A 16601-nucleotide genomic window follows, 5' to 3' on the forward strand; every position below is an offset into this window, starting at 1 on the left:
AAAACGGTTCACACGCGGGCGAGCCACGGCTTCGGGAGCGGTTCGAGGTCCGGTTCAACGAACTTGACCTTCGCTTCTTCGGAGAACAGTTGGGCCGGCGAGTAGTGGGCCAGGAGAGCCGAGAGGTTGCGGTCGAAGAGGTCGGGGTTGCGCTTGCGGAAGCTGGCGAACTTTTCTCCGGCTTCGGCTCGCATCGAGATGACCCGAACGAACGCCGTCGTGATGGTTTCGTGGAAACCGATCGGCTTGGATTCGACGGCGGGTTCCGTGCTCGCATCGTCCGGCCGGGTCGCGCCGCACGGCCGGGATTCCTGGGCGATGAACGCGGCGTTCAGCTTCTTGATGCCGGTCCGCACCTTGCTCCGGGCGGTGCGGTAGTTGTCGGTCCGCGTCACGTAGAGCCACGCCATGCGAACGTGGGCCTCGTGCGTCCACTCCTCGCGGGTGATCGTGCGTTTTTCAAACTTGGTCAGGAATTCGCTGTCAGTCATCGGCGGTTCCTCCGAACGGGTGGTTGAGTGGACAAGTTTGTTGAGGGAGAGGTTCGCTCCCCCAATCATTCTTTCCCACCCATATACCCCATCAAATCGCCGGTCACCATCTCCGTAGCGTAACAAAAGAACAGGTGCGATCGCGACCGTCCCGAACGCAAGTGCTTAACCCGGCAAAGGTTCCAAATCGGGTTCCAGGAACTGCGTTCGGGCGGGTAGGGAATAAAGTCGTTCGGGTGAATAGTGCCGCAGAAGTGCCGAAAGGTTGCGGTCGAAGAGATCGGGATTGCGAGCGCGAAACGCGGCGAAGTCTTCGTTCGCTTTTACCCGCGACGCGATTACGGTCACGAATGCGACGGTAACAGTCTCGTGGTAACCGTCCAGCCCACGTGGATCTTTGGGCTTGGGCGGCCGATTCGGGTTCTCCAGTCGATCGCGATGGACGAACGTCGCGTTCAACTTCTGGATGCCGCCTCGCACGCGGTCGACCGCACCGGCTTTGGCTTCGACCCGCATTAAGTACAGCCACGCCATGCGAACGTGGGCCTCGTGCGTCCAGTCGGTTCGCACGAGGCGGCATTCCTCGAATGCGGTCAGGAATTCGTCGTCGGTCACGGGCTGAACCCTCCACGGGGAATTGTGGAGGGACATCGTGCTCATCGGAGTGGTTCGCCTACGTGATCTCCACGCCCACAGTGCCGTCCCGCACGTCGCCAATCTTCCATGCGGAGATGCCGTCCGTTGCCAGTTGCTTCACGATGCCGTCGACCGCGCTCGGGTCCGCGATGACAACGAAGCCGATGCCCATGTTGAACACGCGGAACATCTCGGCGTCGGCGACGTTGCCGCACTTCTGGAGCCACGTGAACACGGGCGCTGCGGGCCACGAGTTGCGGTTCACGTGGACGCGCTTGTCCGGCGGAAGAATGCGGCCGACGTTGTCCGGCAAGCCGCCGCCCGTAATGTTCGCCAGACCGTGAATCGCGGCCGCGTGCGCGTCGAGCAGTCGACGAACCGGCTTCACGTAAAGTCGCGTGGGGGTGAGCAATTCCTCGCCTACAGTTTTGCCCAGCTCCGGTACGTGATCGGTCACTTTCAGCTCAGCGGCCTCGAATACCACTTTGCGCACGAGGCTGTAACCGTTTGAGTGAACGCCACTTGATGCGAGGCCGATCACCGCGTCACCGGTGCGAATGGCTTGGCCATCAATGATCTTGTCGCGTTCGACCACGCCCGCGGCGAATCCCGCGAGGTCGAAATCGCCCGGCTGGTAAAAGTCCGGCAGGATCGCGGTTTCGCCGCCGACGAGGGCGCACCCGGATTCAAGGCACCCGTCCGCGATTCCCTTAACGAGCTGCGAAGTGAGGTCGGGATCGTCCTTCGGCATCGCCAAATAGTCGAGGAACGTGAGCGGCTCGCCCCCCGTGCAGATGAGGTCGTTTACCGACATCGCGACCAGGTCGATGCCCACGGTGTCGAATTTCCCCGCCATGCACGCGATTTTGAGCTTGCTGCCGACGCCATCGGTACACGTAATCAACACCGGGTTCGTGTATTTGCCCGCGAGCGAGAGATCGAAGAGGCTGGCAAACCCACCCACACCCTTTCCACCCTTGCGCGGCGGAAACGGCGGCGGGATCACGCCCGGGCGCTGGGCACGCTGGATGTGCGCCTGAATGCCGGAGATGGTTTGTTCGTACTTATCGAGGTCCAACCCGGCCTTCTTGTAATCCCACTGCTCGGACATCGAAAACCCCTTCGCGCTCGTTTCGCTCGCCCGTTGTCTGCCGGGCGAAACGGAAGCCGGTGGCTGTGTACCGCAATTAATCCCGTTCCCCTGTATGTCTTAGGGAAGGAACCACAGAGCGGGTCTTTCCCCAAGACCCGGCATTGACCCACTTCTCATAATCCCGCTATAGTCCCCGCCCGCGGCGGGTCTCAGCGAGTTCCCCGTCCGCGCCAATGCGCAACCAAGGACGGTTGGTAATGTCTCTGCTCGCATCGACTTCTCACACCACAGCAACCGCGGAACCGGTGTACCAATCCGGGTTCGCGTACTTCCGTTGGCTCCACGACCTGCTGCCGGCCCCGTTCTTCCACACGCAGGCGTTTCTCGCGTTCTTCGCGCTCGTGTTGCTCGTGTACTGGAGCATTCCGCGGCGCTTCGCGATGACGCGGATCTGGGTGCTCGTGGTCGCGAGCTTCCACTTTTACGCCGCGTGGAGCTACGAACTGGCATTCCTGGTCACCGGGACGACGTTCGCGGACTACTTGTTCGGCCGGATGATGGGTTCGTCCGACCGCCCGCGGTTCCGCAAGCTGATTCTGTACACCAGCGTCGGCATGAACCTCGGGATTCTCTGCTACTTCAAGTACCGCGGGTTCTTCCTGAACGAACTGTTCGACGGGATGGTGAAACTCGGCATGGAGCCGGGCTACGAGAAACTGAACCCGCTCGCGATCTTTATCCCTTTCGGCATCTCGTTTTACACGTTTGAAGCGATCAGCTATGCGGTCGACGTGTACAAGCGGAAGATTCAGCCAGAAAAGAGCCTCCCGCGGTTCCTGCTGTTCATCCTGTTCTTCCCGCACCTGGTCGCGGGGCCGATCGTCCGGGCCGGTGACTTCCTCACGCAGACCCGGCGCCCGAAGCGGTGGAACTGGGTCCGCGTGCAGGTCGGGGTTCAGCTTTTTCTGGTCGGCGCGTTCAAGAAAATGGCGATCGCGGACCGGATGGCGATGTTCTGCGACCCGGTGTTCAAAGACCCGGAAGCGTACAACTCGGTCGCGGTGTGGTTCGCAGTATTGGCCTACGCGATCCGCATTTACTGCGACTTCTCCGGCTATTCGGACATGGCCGTCGGCGCCGCGCACTTGCTCGGCTACAAGCTCATCAACAACTTCAACATGCCGTACCTGGCCACCAACGTGTCCGATTTCTGGCGCCGGTGGCATATCTCGCTCTCGTCGTGGTTGCGGGACTACGTGTTCATCCCCCTTGGCGGAAGCCGCGGGTCACGCTGGCTCAATTACCGCAACCTGCTCATCACGATGACGGTCGGCGGGTTGTGGCACGGCGCGGCCTGGGGCTACCTCCTGTGGGGTTTCGCACACGGCGCGATGTTGGTGGGCCACAAGCAATTTAAGGACTTCTGCGATGACAGGCCGCGACTCACCGCGTTCCTGGAAACCGCGTTAGGCACGGGCCTGCGGATCTTCTTCACGTTCCTGTGCGTGAGCCTGTGTTGGGTCATGTTCCAGCCCGAGTTGAGTAAGGCATTCGCGATCTTCGAGAAACTGTTCCACATCCAGCGCGGGCTGAAGCTGGACATGAACAACCGCAGCCTGTGGTACACGGTCATCTTCCTGTTCGCGTGCCAGTGGCTCGTGAGGTCCGGCCTGTGGGCGAAGATCTACCCGCGTTTGCCGGCCCCGGTGCTGGGCGTGGGCTACGCGATCTGCCTCTGCACCGCGCTCGTGCTGGCGCCGGACAACGGCACCACGTTCATCTACTTCCAGTTTTAAGTTTCGGGTATGACCTCGGTGGCGGCGGGCGGCACGTCTGCTCCACCGAGCGACACTTTGACCCGCGCTGCACCGGATGGCGGCCCGTGACGTGAAGTTGACCTACCTCACCTTCGATTGGCTCAAACCCCTTCTCGCGAAGCGGTCGCGAACGCCTGTGGCACGCGGGTTCGCGCGCCGCGGAGCGGTTATCGCGGTTGTGGCCGGGGTGTTGGCGTTTGTCGTGATTCAAGCGGCGCTGTCGGGTGCCTCAGTCGTGACGCACTTGATCGCCGACCCAGTATACGGGGACAAAGAGCGCCGGCTCAAGCGCCTCGAACGTGCGGCACCGGTCGGCGCGCCGCGTGTGATCCTGCTCGGTACCTCGCGCACCGGTTACGGGTTCGTTGCGGGGCGCGTGCAAGCCGCAGCGACGGAAGCCGGTTCGCCGGCCGTGGTGTTCAACTTTGGCGTTCCTGGCGCGGGACCAATCACACACCTGATCTATCTGAAGCGCCTGCTGGCCGACGGCCACCGCCCGGACCTGCTCATTCTGGAAGTGCTCCCGCCGCTACTCGTGGAGCTGCCCGACGGTCCGTTTGAAGCGCGGATGCTCAAAGGCGATCTCCTTACGCGCGGGGAAATCAAAGCTGTAGACCGGTACGCGATGCCGACCGAGCGCCTGCGCCGGCAGTGGCGTGACGCGGCCCTCTCACCTCTCTACGAGCACCGTTTTAAGCTAGTTGGTCGAATCTTCCCCAGCGCGCTCCCGTGGCAGCTCCGGTACGATTGGGGTCGCACCCCGGACCCGAACGGCTGGAACGCTTCCGATGTGGAAACGGTTGGCGATGAGCAGCGCCAAAAGGGGATTGCGGGGGCAACAGCCGAGTACCGCGATCTCTTTAAGCACGAACTCCCCGCAGGCCCATCCGTCACCGCGCTGCGCGACTTGCTGACGCTGTGCCGCAACGAACACATTCCCGTCGCGCTCGTGGTCCTTCCTGAAGCTACCACGTTCCGCGCACTTTATCCCGCATCAGTGGAATCGAAACTGGTGCGATTCTTTGCCGAACTGACGGCCGAATTCGGGTGCTCGTTCACCGATGCAAGAACCTGGATCACCGACGACGTGTTCCTCGATAATCACCACCTGCTGCGCACCGGGGCCACAACATTCACGGACCGGCTCGCGGGGGACGTGATCCTCCCCTTCCTTCGCACGCGAAATTCGCGGGAGGGGCGCTAATGGCGGTCGCCGCGCCCGCGATCCGGTTCCCGCGCCTGACGCAAATGGGTGCGGAACCATCACGCCGTCTGTGCTTCGCCCACAGGCGGAAAGCACGCGGCGCAGCCCTCGCGGTCACATTTGGTTTCGCGGTCGCGTTGACGATTCAACTTGCAACCGGGTGGATCGCACGCACCGATCGCGTGCCGCTCAGCGATCCGCAATACAGCGATAAGCTCGCCCTGCTTCGCACGCATTCGGGCTTCGCGGGCGAGAACAACGGTCAGACGACGCTCCTGTTTCTCGGTAGCTCGCGCACGTTCGACGCGATCGATGCCGGAGCCCTCGGCTCGACCTTATCGCGCGATCTCGGCGCGCCCGTTGAGGCATTCAATTTTGCACACGCCGGCGCCGGACCGGTGACCACCGCGGTGTATTTGCGCCGGTTGCTGAAAGCGGGCGTGAAGCCGAGTGCGGTGGTAATCGAAGTTCACCCGGCGTTCCTTGCGGCACAAACGTCACCGCCCCCGGAAGCGCGATGGCTTCACCCCGTCCGCCTGCGCCCGGACGAACTCGCGCTCGTGAGTGAACTCGGGCTTCCGATACCCACGCCCGCGACTCACGGCCCGCGCGGGTGGATCACACCGTGGCACGAGTACCGCGTTCAGTTACTCGATCGTTATGCGCCCGTGTTTTCAGCGTTGCAGTTCCGTCTTGCGGAGCACGCGACCGATCCGCACGGTTTTGTGCGCGCTCCCGAAGTACCCGAGGCTCAGCGCGCCCGTTTACGCGAACTGACACGCAGACAGTATTCCGATTGCTGGGCCGACTACCACCCGGGCGGTAGCGGGGTGAAGGGTTTGCGCGACGCACTCGAAATCTGCCGCACCGCGGGCATTCGTGCGGCTCTGCTTATCACGCCCGAATCGACCGAGTTCCGCAGTTGGTTCCCAGAACCGGGGCGCTCGCAAATCGTGCCGCTTGTGTCCGAACTCGCGGGGGAGTTCCGCGTACCGTTCTTCGATGCTCGCACGTGGATCGCGGACGGGTTCCTCGGGGACGGCCATCACCTGAGTGGCCCCGGGGCGGACGTATTCACCGAGCGCCTCGGGCGCGAAAAGCTCGGTCCGTGGCTCCGAGAGTTCTGTCACGGAGGCGAGTCGTGAACGCGACCTGCGCTCCGAATACGTCGCGAACGCGCCCCGGGACGCAACTCCGTGTCGTCGGGCTGTTCCGGACCCCCGATCGCGTCACGCGCCGAAGCCCGCGCCGCCCGTGGACCGCGTTAGGGTGGTTCGTCGCAGTCGCGCTGCTTTTGCACGTAGCGGCACTCGTGGCGCTCGACGCCTCTTGGCCGAACTTGCGCGATCCGGAATACGGGAAACGTGTTTCGCGTCTGCGCGAGCGCGTTGCCGAGAACCCGGGCCGCCCGCTCGCACTGGTATTCGGCTCGTCGCGAACGTGTATGGGTGTGAAACCGGATTCGTGGGAGGACGCGCGACCCGGAACACCACATGACCCGCTCCTGTTCAACTTCGGAACGGTCGGAGCGGGACCGATTCAACAACTGATCGCGCTCCGGCGCGCGTATGCGGACGGGTTTCGCCCCGTGGTTGTCTTACTCGAATACTGGCCGCCGGTGCTCCGCCAGGATGGGTCGTTCGCGGAGCAGCACCGCGTCGGTCAGCGGTTGCGCTTCGATGATGTGCCGGTTGTTCGCGATTACTTCCGCGATCCCACTCGGACCGAGCGCTCGATGATTATCGCGCGTGCGAATCCGATCTTCGCGAACCGGGAACGGTGGCTGGCGCTGGCGTCGCCCAAGTACCTCGCGATGAACCAACACGCCAACGTCCCCTGGAGGGAACTGGACCGTTGGGGGTGGTTGCCCGGAATGGACGTGCGCCCCGATGATGTGGAAACCCGGCGCCTGTTCCTCGATCACTACCGCCCAGACTACCGGCGCCAGTTCGCCGGGCACGCGATTCACCCGGACTCGGATCGCGCGCTGCGCGAGGCTGTTTCATTCGCTCGCGCGCAAGGAGCACGAGTTGGCTTCTTCTATCTTCCAGAATCGTCCGAGTTCCAGAGTTGGTATCCGCCGGCCGTAGAACGTGCCGCACGCGAGCACCTCACGAAACTTGTGGACGAATTTAGGGTTCCCGTGATTAATGCGCGGAACTGGATGACAGAAGACCAGCTCGCGGACGGTCACCACCTGTCGCGCACCGGCGCGGGAGCGTTCGCCGCGCGGTTCGGCCGTGCCGTTAGTGCCGCGTTCCCCGCGCCCGGAGAGTCCCCGTGAACCAAGCGCCCGGCGCATCGCCCCTGACTCGCTCACGGTTTGTTCCTCACTTGCGTAACCCCGTGATCGTACAAGCATCCCCCTCGTCCGGGTCCAGTACCCGCCGGCGCGCCATGCGAACGGTGTTGTGGGGCGCGGTCGCACTTCTCGTCGCGAACGCGGTCCTGTCCGTTTCGGTTGAAACAGCACTACCGCAAGTGCGCGACCCGGAGTACGGCTACCGGCTCGTGCGCCTGCGGGCGCAGCAGCGCGCCCACCCGGACCGGCCGCTGGTGCTCGTGGTCGGCACGTCGCGCACGCAGAACGTGATCGACCCGTCGGCAATGGAGTTCCCGGACGAACCCGGATCGCCCCTCGTGTTCAATTTCGGGCAGTCCGGTGCCCGGCCGCCGCACCTGCGCCTGGCGCTCCAGCGCCTGTTCGACGACGGCGTGCGCCCGGCCGCGGTCGTGGTCGAAATTCTCCCCGGGACGCTCGCGTACCACGGGTCCGCCGACGACCTGTTCCGCGACCAGCCCGCGCGCCTCACCGCGACCGACCTGAAGCACCTGGAACCGTACCTCGACGACCCGGCCGCGCTCCGGCGCCGGTGGCTCGGCACCCGGGTGAACTCGTGGGAGGCGTTCCACATGACGATCCTCAGCCACCTGGCACCGGAGATCCAGCCGTGGCCGGAGCGCGTGGCGTTCCAGTGGACCATGACCGACGCGCGGGGGTTCAGCGCATACCCGCAGACCGTTTCCCCCGCGGACCGCGAGCGCAAGCGGGACCGCGCGTTCGCCGGTTACGGGACCGCGGTCCGCGACCTCCACGTGCGCCCGCTTGCGGAGCGCGCGTTCCGCGACCTCGTGGGGGATTGCCGCGCCGCGGGCGTTCCGGTCGCGTTCTACTTCGCCCCCGAGTCGCCGATATTCCGAAGCTGGTACTCGCCCGAATCTCGGGAGACTCTGGGCGCGTTCGCGCGAATGCTGTCGGACGAGTTGAGGTGTCCGGTATTTGACGCACCGACCGATTTCGCGGAAGAAGACTTCGCCGACGGGCACCACGCCCTGCGCCCCGCTGCGGCGCGGTTCAGTCGCGTGCTGGCGGACCGGTACCTCAAGCCGTGGCTCGAGTCTATTCGGTAGCACACTTAGTTCTTTCGCCAGGTTCGCTGATGCCCGGTTCGCCGCGCTTGAATTCGCTGATATTGGGCCAACTGTCCCGCGCCGTCTCGTTCCGAGAGCGCCGCAACAGATTGGATCGACCACTCGAAAGCGGTGACGCTTCTCGGGAACGGGTCGTTGCGGCCCGGTACCAGGAAGTTAAAACCGGCACCGCAGCCCCCCCCCGCGCACAGAGTGCGCCCCGCTCGGCGCGCACGAACCGGGGCCGGTCGGCCCGGGTCGCGCTGGGGATCGGGTTCGGACTGTTCGCGTTACTCACCGGCGCACTGACCATAGCATCAGAAACGGTAAAGCCGGAGCTACGAGACCCGGAATACGTGTACCGACTAAAGCACGTGCGAACGTGGCAGGCCGAGCGCCCCGAGCGCCCGCTGGTTCTGGTCCTCGGTTCGTCGCGTGCCCAAATGGGTGTCTCGCCCGCCGCGATGAACTTCCCGGACGAACCCGGCGCGCCGGTCGTCTACAACTTCGGGTACCGCGCCGCCCCGCCGCTCGTTTCGTGGCTGATGCTCGCCCGTGCCCTCGACGACGGTGTGAAGCCCCGCGCGGTGTTGCTGTTTGTCGGCCAAGCCGAAACGGTCACGGGCGGACCGGCCGAGGTGCAAGTCTGGCCGCGGCGCGACGGGCTTTCGGGGCCGACCTCCGCCGACTCGCGCCCTACGAAGCGGGCGGCACGGAGCTGCGCCGCGCGCTCCGAACGGCGCGGATTAATCCCTGGTCCGTGCGCTGGGACGCGATCGTCGGAGAGTTGGCCCCGGACATGCGCGCCGGATCGGTGAAGTTCGAGAGCCGGTCGTGGGAGGAGATGGATTCGTTCGGCTTCGTCCGGTTCCCGGTCGAGCACCTTTGGGAAACGAAGCGCGACCTGTTGCGGGAGAACGCACGCGCTCAAGCACGTGTGACCAACCGCAAGGACATCAGCGACATCTCGGACCGGGCGATACGCGACTTGGTGGCCCGGTGCCGCGCGGAGGGGATCGCGGTCGCGGTCGTGTGGGCACCCGAATCGCCGTGGTTGCGCGGGTTGTACTGCCCGTGTGCGCACGGGCGCGTCGAGTATTACACCCAAACGCTAGTAGACGAAGTCGGGGTCACGGTGTTCCCGGCCCCGACCCATTTCGCCGAAGAGGATTTCGTAGACGGCTACCACCTGACCCCGGACGGGGCCGCGAAGTACAGCCGGTGGTTCGCCGACGCGCACCTCCGACCTTGGTTGGCGAAGGTGCGCGAATAACGACTTACTTTTCCGCCTTGCCCAGCAGTTCGCGGCTTTTCATCCAGTCGAGGAGTCGATCGGGCCACGTCTCGACCGACTTCTCGCCGCCGGTCCACTTCGGGTCGCGGCCCAATCCGACCCCGTGGCGCCCCTTTTCGTAAATGTGCATCTCGATCGGGACGCCGGCCTTCTTGCACGCGAGGTAGAAGCGCACCGCGTTCTCGGGCACCACGGCCGTGTCCGCGCTCGTGTGGAACAGGAACGTCGGCGGGGTGTCCTTCGTCACCTGCTTCTCGTTCGAGTACAGCTCGATGAGTTTCGCGCCCGGGTTGTCACCGAGCAGGTTCTTGCGGCTCCCGCCGTGCGTCACGCCGTCCTCCATCGAGATGACCGGGTACGCAAGGACCGCGAAGTCCGGGCGGCAGCTCTCCTTCTCGACGTCGTCGTTCTTCAACCCGCCCTTATCGAAGTGCGTGGCCGCGGTGCTCGCCAGGTGCCCGCCCGCCGAGAAGCCCATGACGCCGACGCGATTGGGATCGACGCCATAGTCCTTCGCCTTCGCGCGCACCAAGCGGATGGCGCGCTGCGCGTCCGCGAGCGGGGCCTCGCCGAGCGGACCGGGGCGGTCCTTCCCCACGATCCGGTACTTCAGCACGAACGCGGTCACCCCGGCCTTGGTGAAGAACTCCGCGACCTGCTTGCCCTCGTGGTCGTCGGCCAGGAACCCGTACCCCCCGCCGGGGCACACAACGACCGCGGCCCCGTTGGGCTTCGCGGGCCGGTACGCGGTGAGTTCCGGTTTGTCGGTCGCCGAGTCCCCGACCGCGTGCGGCGCTTTGCCGGACCATAATGGGATCGGTTTCGGGGCGGGATCGGCCGCGACGAGCGCGAAAAGCAGAGGGGCACAGAACATGCTCGGGAACTCCGCGTGGGAGGAACGGTGAGTGGGAGCGGTGGGAAGCGAACTTTTTTCCGCCAGGGTGAATCGTATAATACCGGTGCCTATCGAAGGAGTAGGTAATTAACCGGGGGCGATCTGGTATCGACCGGGTGTCGGAAGTGTTCGGTGGCGTGTCGTGGTTGATCAGTTGGCCACGTAAAAAACTGATCAAAATTTAACTGCTGAACCGCAGTACTCCCTCGCGGCTTAATAACCCGTGAGCCGTTCCGGTCTCTTCGCCTGAGAGGTACTGGTTCGGACGCAAGTCAGGCTCGTGGGAACTCGAGGGCCGGGGACACTACCCGGTCCGACTCGGCGGCCGTTCCCGCTAAAAAAATCTGGCCGATAGTTGTCCCGGGGTCCCGCCCGTAGGAACCCGGTCCGACGAACGCGCGGTAGCCCGTAAGGGCGTACCGCGGAAGTAAACGGGCTACACACGTAGATGCCGGCGCGGAAGCGCCTCGGGACCGGGGTTCGATTCCCCGCGCCTCCACTGGTCAGATTTGTAGTATCTCGCAGATGGTCGCACGGAGTAGCGTAACCCGCTACTCCGTCGGCGTTTGTACTCCTCTCTTGCGACTCCTTGCCATTCGCTGCCGGAACCTGCTGTGCCGCATTTTGCGCCGACGGTGCGCCGCTTTTTGCGCCGCCCTCCGGTACCCATGTGGTGGCTCTCTCGAACGCGGATTCGGTCGGATCGACGTAGTGGCGTAGCGCCACCGAAGGCGTGTTCCCGAGCCACTTCGTCACCGTTGCGAGTGGGAACGTTTGTGCGAGGTCCGACTCGCAACTCGCTCGAAGTGAGTGCCACAACCGCGGCCACGGATCGGCTCCGGCACGGCGGATGATTTTCTCGAACGTGGTTCGGAGGTTCGCGTTCACCCAACCGTTCGGACCGTGTGCCCGTTGACGGTATTCGAGGGGAAGTACGAACATCGAACCTTCTTCCGCGTGCTCGAACGCCGTTTCGAGGTACGGGCGGAGCAACGGGAACAGCGGGATCACTGCGCAAGGGCGCCGCCCCTCAGGTTCTCGCGGCCTTGCGCAATGCCGTGGTTCATCTGTTGTCCGGAGTCCGGGCCAAGAATCACTCCGAGGCCATCGAACAACTTCAAATACACCCGGACCAAGCACAGGCGCTTATCGGCATCCCGCAGTGTGAATAAAGGAACGGCCCTGCCCGCTCAACACCGCCCCAAACAATAGGGACACTCGCGCCCGGCATTCTTGTGTCGGGCGCTTCGTATTAGTCGATCGCGCCGCGCGAGGATCGCGGCGCCTATCTTGCCTATTTCTTCTGGATGTACGTCTCGCGGTCGCGCGTGAGGCGTGCGGTGTCTGCCGCGGAGAGGACGAATACGTCGGAGCGGTTCTTATCGACCACGCGCGCGTACCGCTGTTTGTCGTTCGTGCCACCGACCACGCCGCCGACTTCGAGCACGCGCTTGCTGCCGTCCTTGAACGTGACCGTGAGCGCCACTTCCGGCTTGCCCAGTCCGAAGAGCTTCGGGTCGCCGTTCTCGTCCACCGCGAAACGCTCCACTTGCAGGGCGGTCAGGCTGCCGAGCAGTTCTGTGATGGCGGGCACGCTGATCGCGTCGGTCGGGGCCGCGGGATCGGCCCACGCGGTCCCGTTCTTCTGGAGCGTGAAGGTCTTGTTACCGCGTGCGATTTCGATCGTCTCCGCCTGGAATGCATCGAGCGTCCACGGCTTCCGCGTGCGGTATTCTGCGAGCACCTTCCCGGTTTGCGGCGCGCCCAGCAGGGCTACCATGCCGTCTTTGCTGGCCCGCACGTGCACGCGGCCGTCCGGAGCCGTTTTGCCGACCAGGAGCGTGAGTACGGTCTTGTCGCCGTTGGTAACGGTCCAAGTCGCTTCCGGTTTATCGAGACCGAACGGTTTTAGGTCCGTGGGCTTCTCGGCTACCCAGTCGCTCGCGCGCAGTTTGCCGAGTTCGTTGACCAGGTCGTCGAGCGCGGCCTGTTCCGCGTCGGCCGTGAAGGGGGCGGTGACCTTCCAGGTGCCGTTCACTTTGGAGAAGGTGACCTTCCGGTCGCCGCGTTCGAGCTGGAGCTTGTCCGCGTCCACGAACTTGACGAGCGTCCGGTCACGGAAGGAAACCGGCGCGGCAAGCAGTTTCTGCGCAAGCGCGCCGCTCAGGACGCCCACGGTCGCGTCGGCACCTGCGGCCTCAATGGTGACGTAGCGGTCGCCGTCGAGTTTGGCGGCGTCCACGGGGCGCCCCACACGCAGTACCTTCTGTTCGGCTTTCTCGCCCACGGTCAGAGTGATCGTCGCTTCGGGCGGTTCGAGGCCGTACTGCTTGAGGACGTCGTCTTTTTTGCCGAACGCCGCGACCTTTTCGGCCCGCAGCCGGCCGAGCGCCTCGGCGAGTTCGTCCATCAGCGGTTGATCGGCCTTCTGCTTGGCGGGCTTCACGACGTCCCACCCTACGGCCGCACTCGGAGTGAGTTCGAGTTCCTCTTTGCCCTTCGTCCGCAGTAAGCCGTTCAGCGTGGCCGGATCGAACGCGAGGAGCGTGCGGTCGGCGAACTCTAATTTGGTCCGCGCGAGTTGCGCGACCGCGGCCCCAGGAAGCACACCGACCGCTTTGCCGTCGTCCACGCGCACGAACCGCCCGCCGAGCACGTCGAGCTTCCCGAGCTGAATTTTGTGCGTGGTGGGTTTGTCACCGCCGAATGTGACGGTGAGCGTGAACGCAGGCTTGTCCAGTCCGAAGTCGGCCCACTTCACCGCGTCGCCGTAGGCCGCGAGGCGCTCGACCGGGAGCGGTGAGAGGAGCGACACCAACTGACCAGCTGCGACCGTATCGACGGTGAACGCGGCGCCCTCGGCCTTCCACATACCCTTGTCGTCTTTTGCCAGAGTGACAGCGCTCTCGGGCTTTTCGCCGCTGATTTGGACCTTCGTAACCTTCGCGGTATCGAGGAACAGCAAGTTCCGATCGAGCAGTGCGAGCGGCGACATTTGGACCGCGAACAGGTACCCGGGCGGAATCACGAACACGGGGGCGTTCGGCTCGTCGAGTTTCGCGTAGCGGTCGAACCCGCCGGGCGTAACGCCGCCGATGACGACGGTCCTCATCACGTTGCGTTCCGTGTCGCCGGTCTTTTCGGTGTAGGCGAACTTCACCTTTGCGAGCGGCTTGTCGAAGCCGAACTTCGCCGGGTCGGTGGTGGAGAGGGCCTCGTACTTGGCCGCGTTCAATACGCCCAAACCGGTGAGTGCGGGTTGTGCGGTGACGAACGGGACCGGGGCCGTGAACGGACCGGAGAGCTTCCAGTTCGTGCCGTCTTTTGTGAGCGCGAACGAATCGCTCGGCGTGTCGAAACGGGTGATCTCCGCGCTGGCGACCTTGTCCACCGGCACGTTCCACACTTGCAGCGGCAGCAACCCGAGCGGACCGGCCGCGAGGCTCTCCGTGGTGGCCACGGCGAGGCCGAACACGTTTCCGCCGTCGAGCCGCGCGAACACCTCAGTCGACTTACCCGGGCGCGGGCCGCCCACTTCGAGCTTGTACGTGCGGTCGTTGCCGAACGTGAGTTGAACCGTGAGCTTCGGTTTGTCGAGCCCGTATTCGGCCGGGTTCGTGGCACTTTCGGCGATGAACTCCGTGGCCTGAAGCCCGTTGAGTTGCCCGAGCAAGGTAGCCACGTTCGCCGAGTCGGTGTCGGACGCGACTGGGGCTGTGAGCTTCCAGGCGTCACCCGCTGGCCCCTTCTCTTGTTTCAGCGTGAAACCGAGCGGCCCGTCCACGCTCAGCGCGACGAGCTTCGCGTCCGCGGTGTCGAGCAGCTTGCGCCCGCGGTAAGCGATGGCCGGGCGCGTGAAGGTGGTGGAGACGCGCTCTGGGAATAGCTTGGGCGCGAGCCAGCCCGTCGCGTCAGGTGCGCCCGCGATGCGGTCGTCGGTGAGTGTGATGCGCGGCCAGCCTGTGAGTTGAAGGGGGAGTTTCCCCTTTGCGAAATCCGGTGCGCCGACGAGCAGCTTGTACTCTCGGGCAGGTGCTTCCGGCTCGCCCTCGGGACGCTTCTCGCGGGCTACAACGGTGATTATCGTCGTGGTCGCGGGCGCGAATCCGTACTTCGGGGGATCGGCCCGATAGAGATCGGTTGAGGAATCGCCGCGGAAGCCCGCGAGCCGGTTGACGAGTTCCTCGACGCGGGCCGTGTCCGCGAGCAGCGGGTTCGGCTTCTGGTCGATGAGCCAGCGGTCCTGCTTTTCGTCGTCCTTGGTCGCTTTCGGGTTCCCCGCCTTCTTGGTCAGCGCGATCGGCGGTTTGCCGGGGGCCGCGATCGTGACCGCTTGAACGTCTTCTGTGGCGAACCGTGCGACGGTCGAATCGGCCAGTTCGCCGGCCTTCGCGAACAGCCCGTCCAGTTTGTCGGCGGCGACGGTAAAGAGCTGCGAGTTGCCCTCGATTTGCGCGTACCGGTACGTGGTTTGGACCGGACGCGGAACGGTGCGCGGGGGCGTCCCCATCGGGCCGGGGATCGTCACCATTTCTTCGCGGGTGGTGACTTTCGCAGTACCACCGAACTTCACCGTGACCGTGCTCCCGTCCTTCAACCGCACGCTGACGGACTGCTTCGATTTCTTCAGGTCTTCGAGCGGGTTCGGAACGACTTCGGGGTGGAGCCGCGTGACCGCAGCCAGGAACGATTCCGCCGGTACCGCGAACTGGCGCGCGAGGGCGAACGGCTGATCGACCGTGTGTCCGCCCTGTCCGGCAGGCACGAAGTTTTCGACCCACAGTTCCGGGATCGTGGTGAGGATCTGCTGGAGTTTCGTGGGATCAACCCGGTCGCGCACGGGAGCTTCGAGTGCCCAGGCGTCCGCGAGACGGTCGGGCTGGACGGTCGCTTCCGCACCTCGCGTGGTGACGGTGGGGGCCGGGGTCGGTCCGGTGCGATTCAGGGTGAAGTTACCGGTCGAGGGCCACGGCGTCAGGCCGAAGATCGTTGTGTTCTTGTTGGTGACTCGGATCTCCTCGATCGCGGCTCCGGGGAGCGTGACGGTAGTGGGGAGGCTCGGTTCCGGGGGCGCGCCGGGTTGCATGAGCGACGGGCCGCCCGCGATCTTGACGCGCTCCACGTCCGAGAAGAGTTGTCGGCGGCGGTACGCTTCGGCCGGTCGGCGCAGCACCGGCATCACGTCCGGTCCGAGCTTGAGCACCTCGTTGGCACCGTTCACGCGGACGAACGCGGCACGCGTGAACGCGGTCTCGCCGGCCCCCGGCTTGGGTTCGCCGCACTTGAGGACGTACTCTTTGCTGTTCGCGGTCACCTTAACGGTGAGCGGTTTCTGGTCGTCCGCCAGTCCGTAAGCCGCGAGGTTCGAGGTGTCGGGTAGGGCGATCGGCTGGAACCGGGTGCGCAGGTTCGCGAGGGCGCCGACGAGTTCGTCCACTTCGACGGAGCGGAGCGGCCAGTTGCCCGGCTGCGTCCACCCTTTGGTGCCCTTTTCGAGCACGAACGGTTCGCCGCCGACCGGTTGGACCTCGACGCGGGTCACGGTCGCGGGGGTGAAGTCGGTTTCGAGCGCGGTGAGTGCGGACGGGTCCGTGGGGGCGGGCTTCCGGCCGACGTTCGGCGCCCACGTGTCGCCCTTCCACAGCCACACGCCGGCGCCGGCCGCGAGGATCACGAGGACGAAGGTCGATTTCCAGTTCATCTCGGTTACCAACAGGTGCCGGTGTTACGGCCCGGTGCGGGGCCAAGAGGACAGCACTC

At 64.7% G+C, this 16601-nt stretch carries 12 protein-coding genes and 1 other RNA gene; 8 read left to right on the forward strand and 5 right to left on the reverse strand.

The genetic code is table 11. From position 1 onward, the window contains the following. Nucleotides 1-8: 8 nt before the first annotated feature. The 3 genes from VT84_RS30030 to purM form a co-directional block, all read right to left on the reverse strand. Entirely contained in the window at nt 9-491 is a 483-nt protein-coding gene (locus tag VT84_RS30030) for a hypothetical protein (protein ID WP_082842112.1), read from the reverse strand. 165 nt (nt 492-656) lie between these two features. After that, the gene (locus tag VT84_RS30035) at nt 657-1106 is read right to left on the reverse strand and encodes a hypothetical protein (protein ID WP_157469988.1); all 450 of its coding nucleotides are present in this window, start codon (nt 1104-1106) and stop codon (nt 657-659) included. Nucleotides 1107-1164: 58 nt separating this feature from the next. Continuing rightward, nucleotides 1165-2238, reverse strand: a complete 1074-nt coding sequence (gene purM, locus VT84_RS30040) for a phosphoribosylformylglycinamidine cyclo-ligase (protein WP_082842114.1) — start codon at nt 2236-2238, stop codon at nt 1165-1167. Between the two features lie 239 nt (nt 2239-2477). On the opposite strand from purM, the gene VT84_RS30045 reads away from it, so the two are divergent. The 7 genes from VT84_RS30045 (at nt 2478) to VT84_RS30075 (ending at nt 9925) form a co-directional block, all read left to right on the forward strand. Continuing rightward, nucleotides 2478-4016, forward strand: coding sequence for an MBOAT family O-acyltransferase (locus VT84_RS30045; protein ID WP_082842115.1), 1539 nt, complete (start codon nt 2478-2480; stop codon nt 4014-4016). Nucleotides 4017-4092: 76 nt separating this feature from the next. Further along, nucleotides 4093-5241 carry a hypothetical protein gene (locus tag VT84_RS30050; protein WP_082842116.1) on the forward strand — a complete coding sequence of 383 codons (1149 nt, stop codon included), beginning with the start codon at nt 4093-4095 and terminating at the stop codon, nt 5239-5241. After that, nucleotides 5241-6386: a DUF1574 family protein gene (locus tag VT84_RS30055; protein WP_052556703.1), complete on the forward strand. Its 1146-nt coding sequence runs from the start codon at nt 5241-5243 to the stop codon at nt 6384-6386. Before VT84_RS30050 ends, VT84_RS30055 begins: the two co-directional genes overlap by 1 nt. Further along, on the forward strand, nt 6383-7525 hold the full coding sequence (locus VT84_RS30060) for a hypothetical protein (protein ID WP_052556705.1): 1143 nt from the start codon (nt 6383-6385) through the stop codon (nt 7523-7525). The genes VT84_RS30055 and VT84_RS30060 overlap by 4 nt, the downstream gene beginning before the upstream one ends. A gap of 113 nt (nt 7526-7638) precedes the next feature. Continuing rightward, nucleotides 7639-8652: a hypothetical protein gene (locus tag VT84_RS30065; protein WP_052556707.1), complete on the forward strand. Its 1014-nt coding sequence runs from the start codon at nt 7639-7641 to the stop codon at nt 8650-8652. Between the two features lie 110 nt (nt 8653-8762). Further along, on the forward strand, nt 8763-9470 hold the full coding sequence (locus VT84_RS30070) for a hypothetical protein (protein WP_157469990.1): 708 nt from the start codon (nt 8763-8765) through the stop codon (nt 9468-9470). After that, complete coding sequence (locus VT84_RS30075; protein ID WP_082842118.1) at nt 9452-9925, forward strand: hypothetical protein; 474 nt, start codon at nt 9452-9454, stop codon at nt 9923-9925. Before VT84_RS30070 ends, VT84_RS30075 begins: the two co-directional genes overlap by 19 nt. Nucleotides 9926-9929: 4 nt before the next feature. Here VT84_RS30075 and VT84_RS30080 read toward each other — a convergent pair whose 3' ends face one another. Continuing rightward, nucleotides 9930-10820 (reverse strand): alpha/beta hydrolase, encoded by an 891-nt coding sequence (locus tag VT84_RS30080; protein WP_082842119.1) that lies wholly within the window; start codon nt 10818-10820, stop codon nt 9930-9932. A gap of 114 nt (nt 10821-10934) precedes the next feature. On the opposite strand from VT84_RS30080, the gene ssrA reads away from it, so the two are divergent. After that, nucleotides 10935-11343: a transfer-messenger RNA gene (ssrA, locus tag VT84_RS30085) on the forward strand. A gap of 792 nt (nt 11344-12135) precedes the next feature. Here the strand turns inward: ssrA and VT84_RS30090 are convergent. Further along, nucleotides 12136-16542 (reverse strand): DUF4340 domain-containing protein, encoded by a 4407-nt coding sequence (locus tag VT84_RS30090; protein ID WP_082842120.1) that lies wholly within the window; start codon nt 16540-16542, stop codon nt 12136-12138. Nucleotides 16543-16601 lie beyond the last annotated feature (59 nt).

This window comes from Gemmata sp. SH-PL17 (genome assembly GCF_001610855.1).
GTDB lineage: Bacteria > Planctomycetota > Planctomycetia > Gemmatales > Gemmataceae > Gemmata > Gemmata massiliana.

What these genes read in the sequence shown, in the direction of transcription:
- VT84_RS30030 (WP_082842112.1), bottom strand. Translation starts at nt 491, where the DNA reads ATGACTGACAGCGAATTCCTGACCAAGTTTGAAAAACGCACGATCACC.
- purM (WP_082842114.1), bottom strand. Translation starts at nt 2,238, where the DNA reads ATGTCCGAGCAGTGGGATTACAAGAAGGCCGGGTTGGACCTCGATAAG.
- VT84_RS30045 (WP_082842115.1), top strand. Translation starts at nt 2,478, where the DNA reads ATGTCTCTGCTCGCATCGACTTCTCACACCACAGCAACCGCGGAACCG.
- VT84_RS30050 (WP_082842116.1), top strand. Translation starts at nt 4,093, where the DNA reads ATGGCGGCCCGTGACGTGAAGTTGACCTACCTCACCTTCGATTGGCTC.
- VT84_RS30055 (WP_052556703.1), top strand. Translation starts at nt 5,241, where the DNA reads ATGGCGGTCGCCGCGCCCGCGATCCGGTTCCCGCGCCTGACGCAAATG.
- VT84_RS30065 (WP_052556707.1), top strand. Translation starts at nt 7,639, where the DNA reads ATGCGAACGGTGTTGTGGGGCGCGGTCGCACTTCTCGTCGCGAACGCG.
- VT84_RS30075 (WP_082842118.1), top strand. Translation starts at nt 9,452, where the DNA reads ATGCGCGCCGGATCGGTGAAGTTCGAGAGCCGGTCGTGGGAGGAGATG.
- VT84_RS30080 (WP_082842119.1), bottom strand. Translation starts at nt 10,820, where the DNA reads ATGTTCTGTGCCCCTCTGCTTTTCGCGCTCGTCGCGGCCGATCCCGCC.
- VT84_RS30090 (WP_082842120.1), bottom strand. Translation starts at nt 16,542, where the DNA reads ATGAACTGGAAATCGACCTTCGTCCTCGTGATCCTCGCGGCCGGCGCC.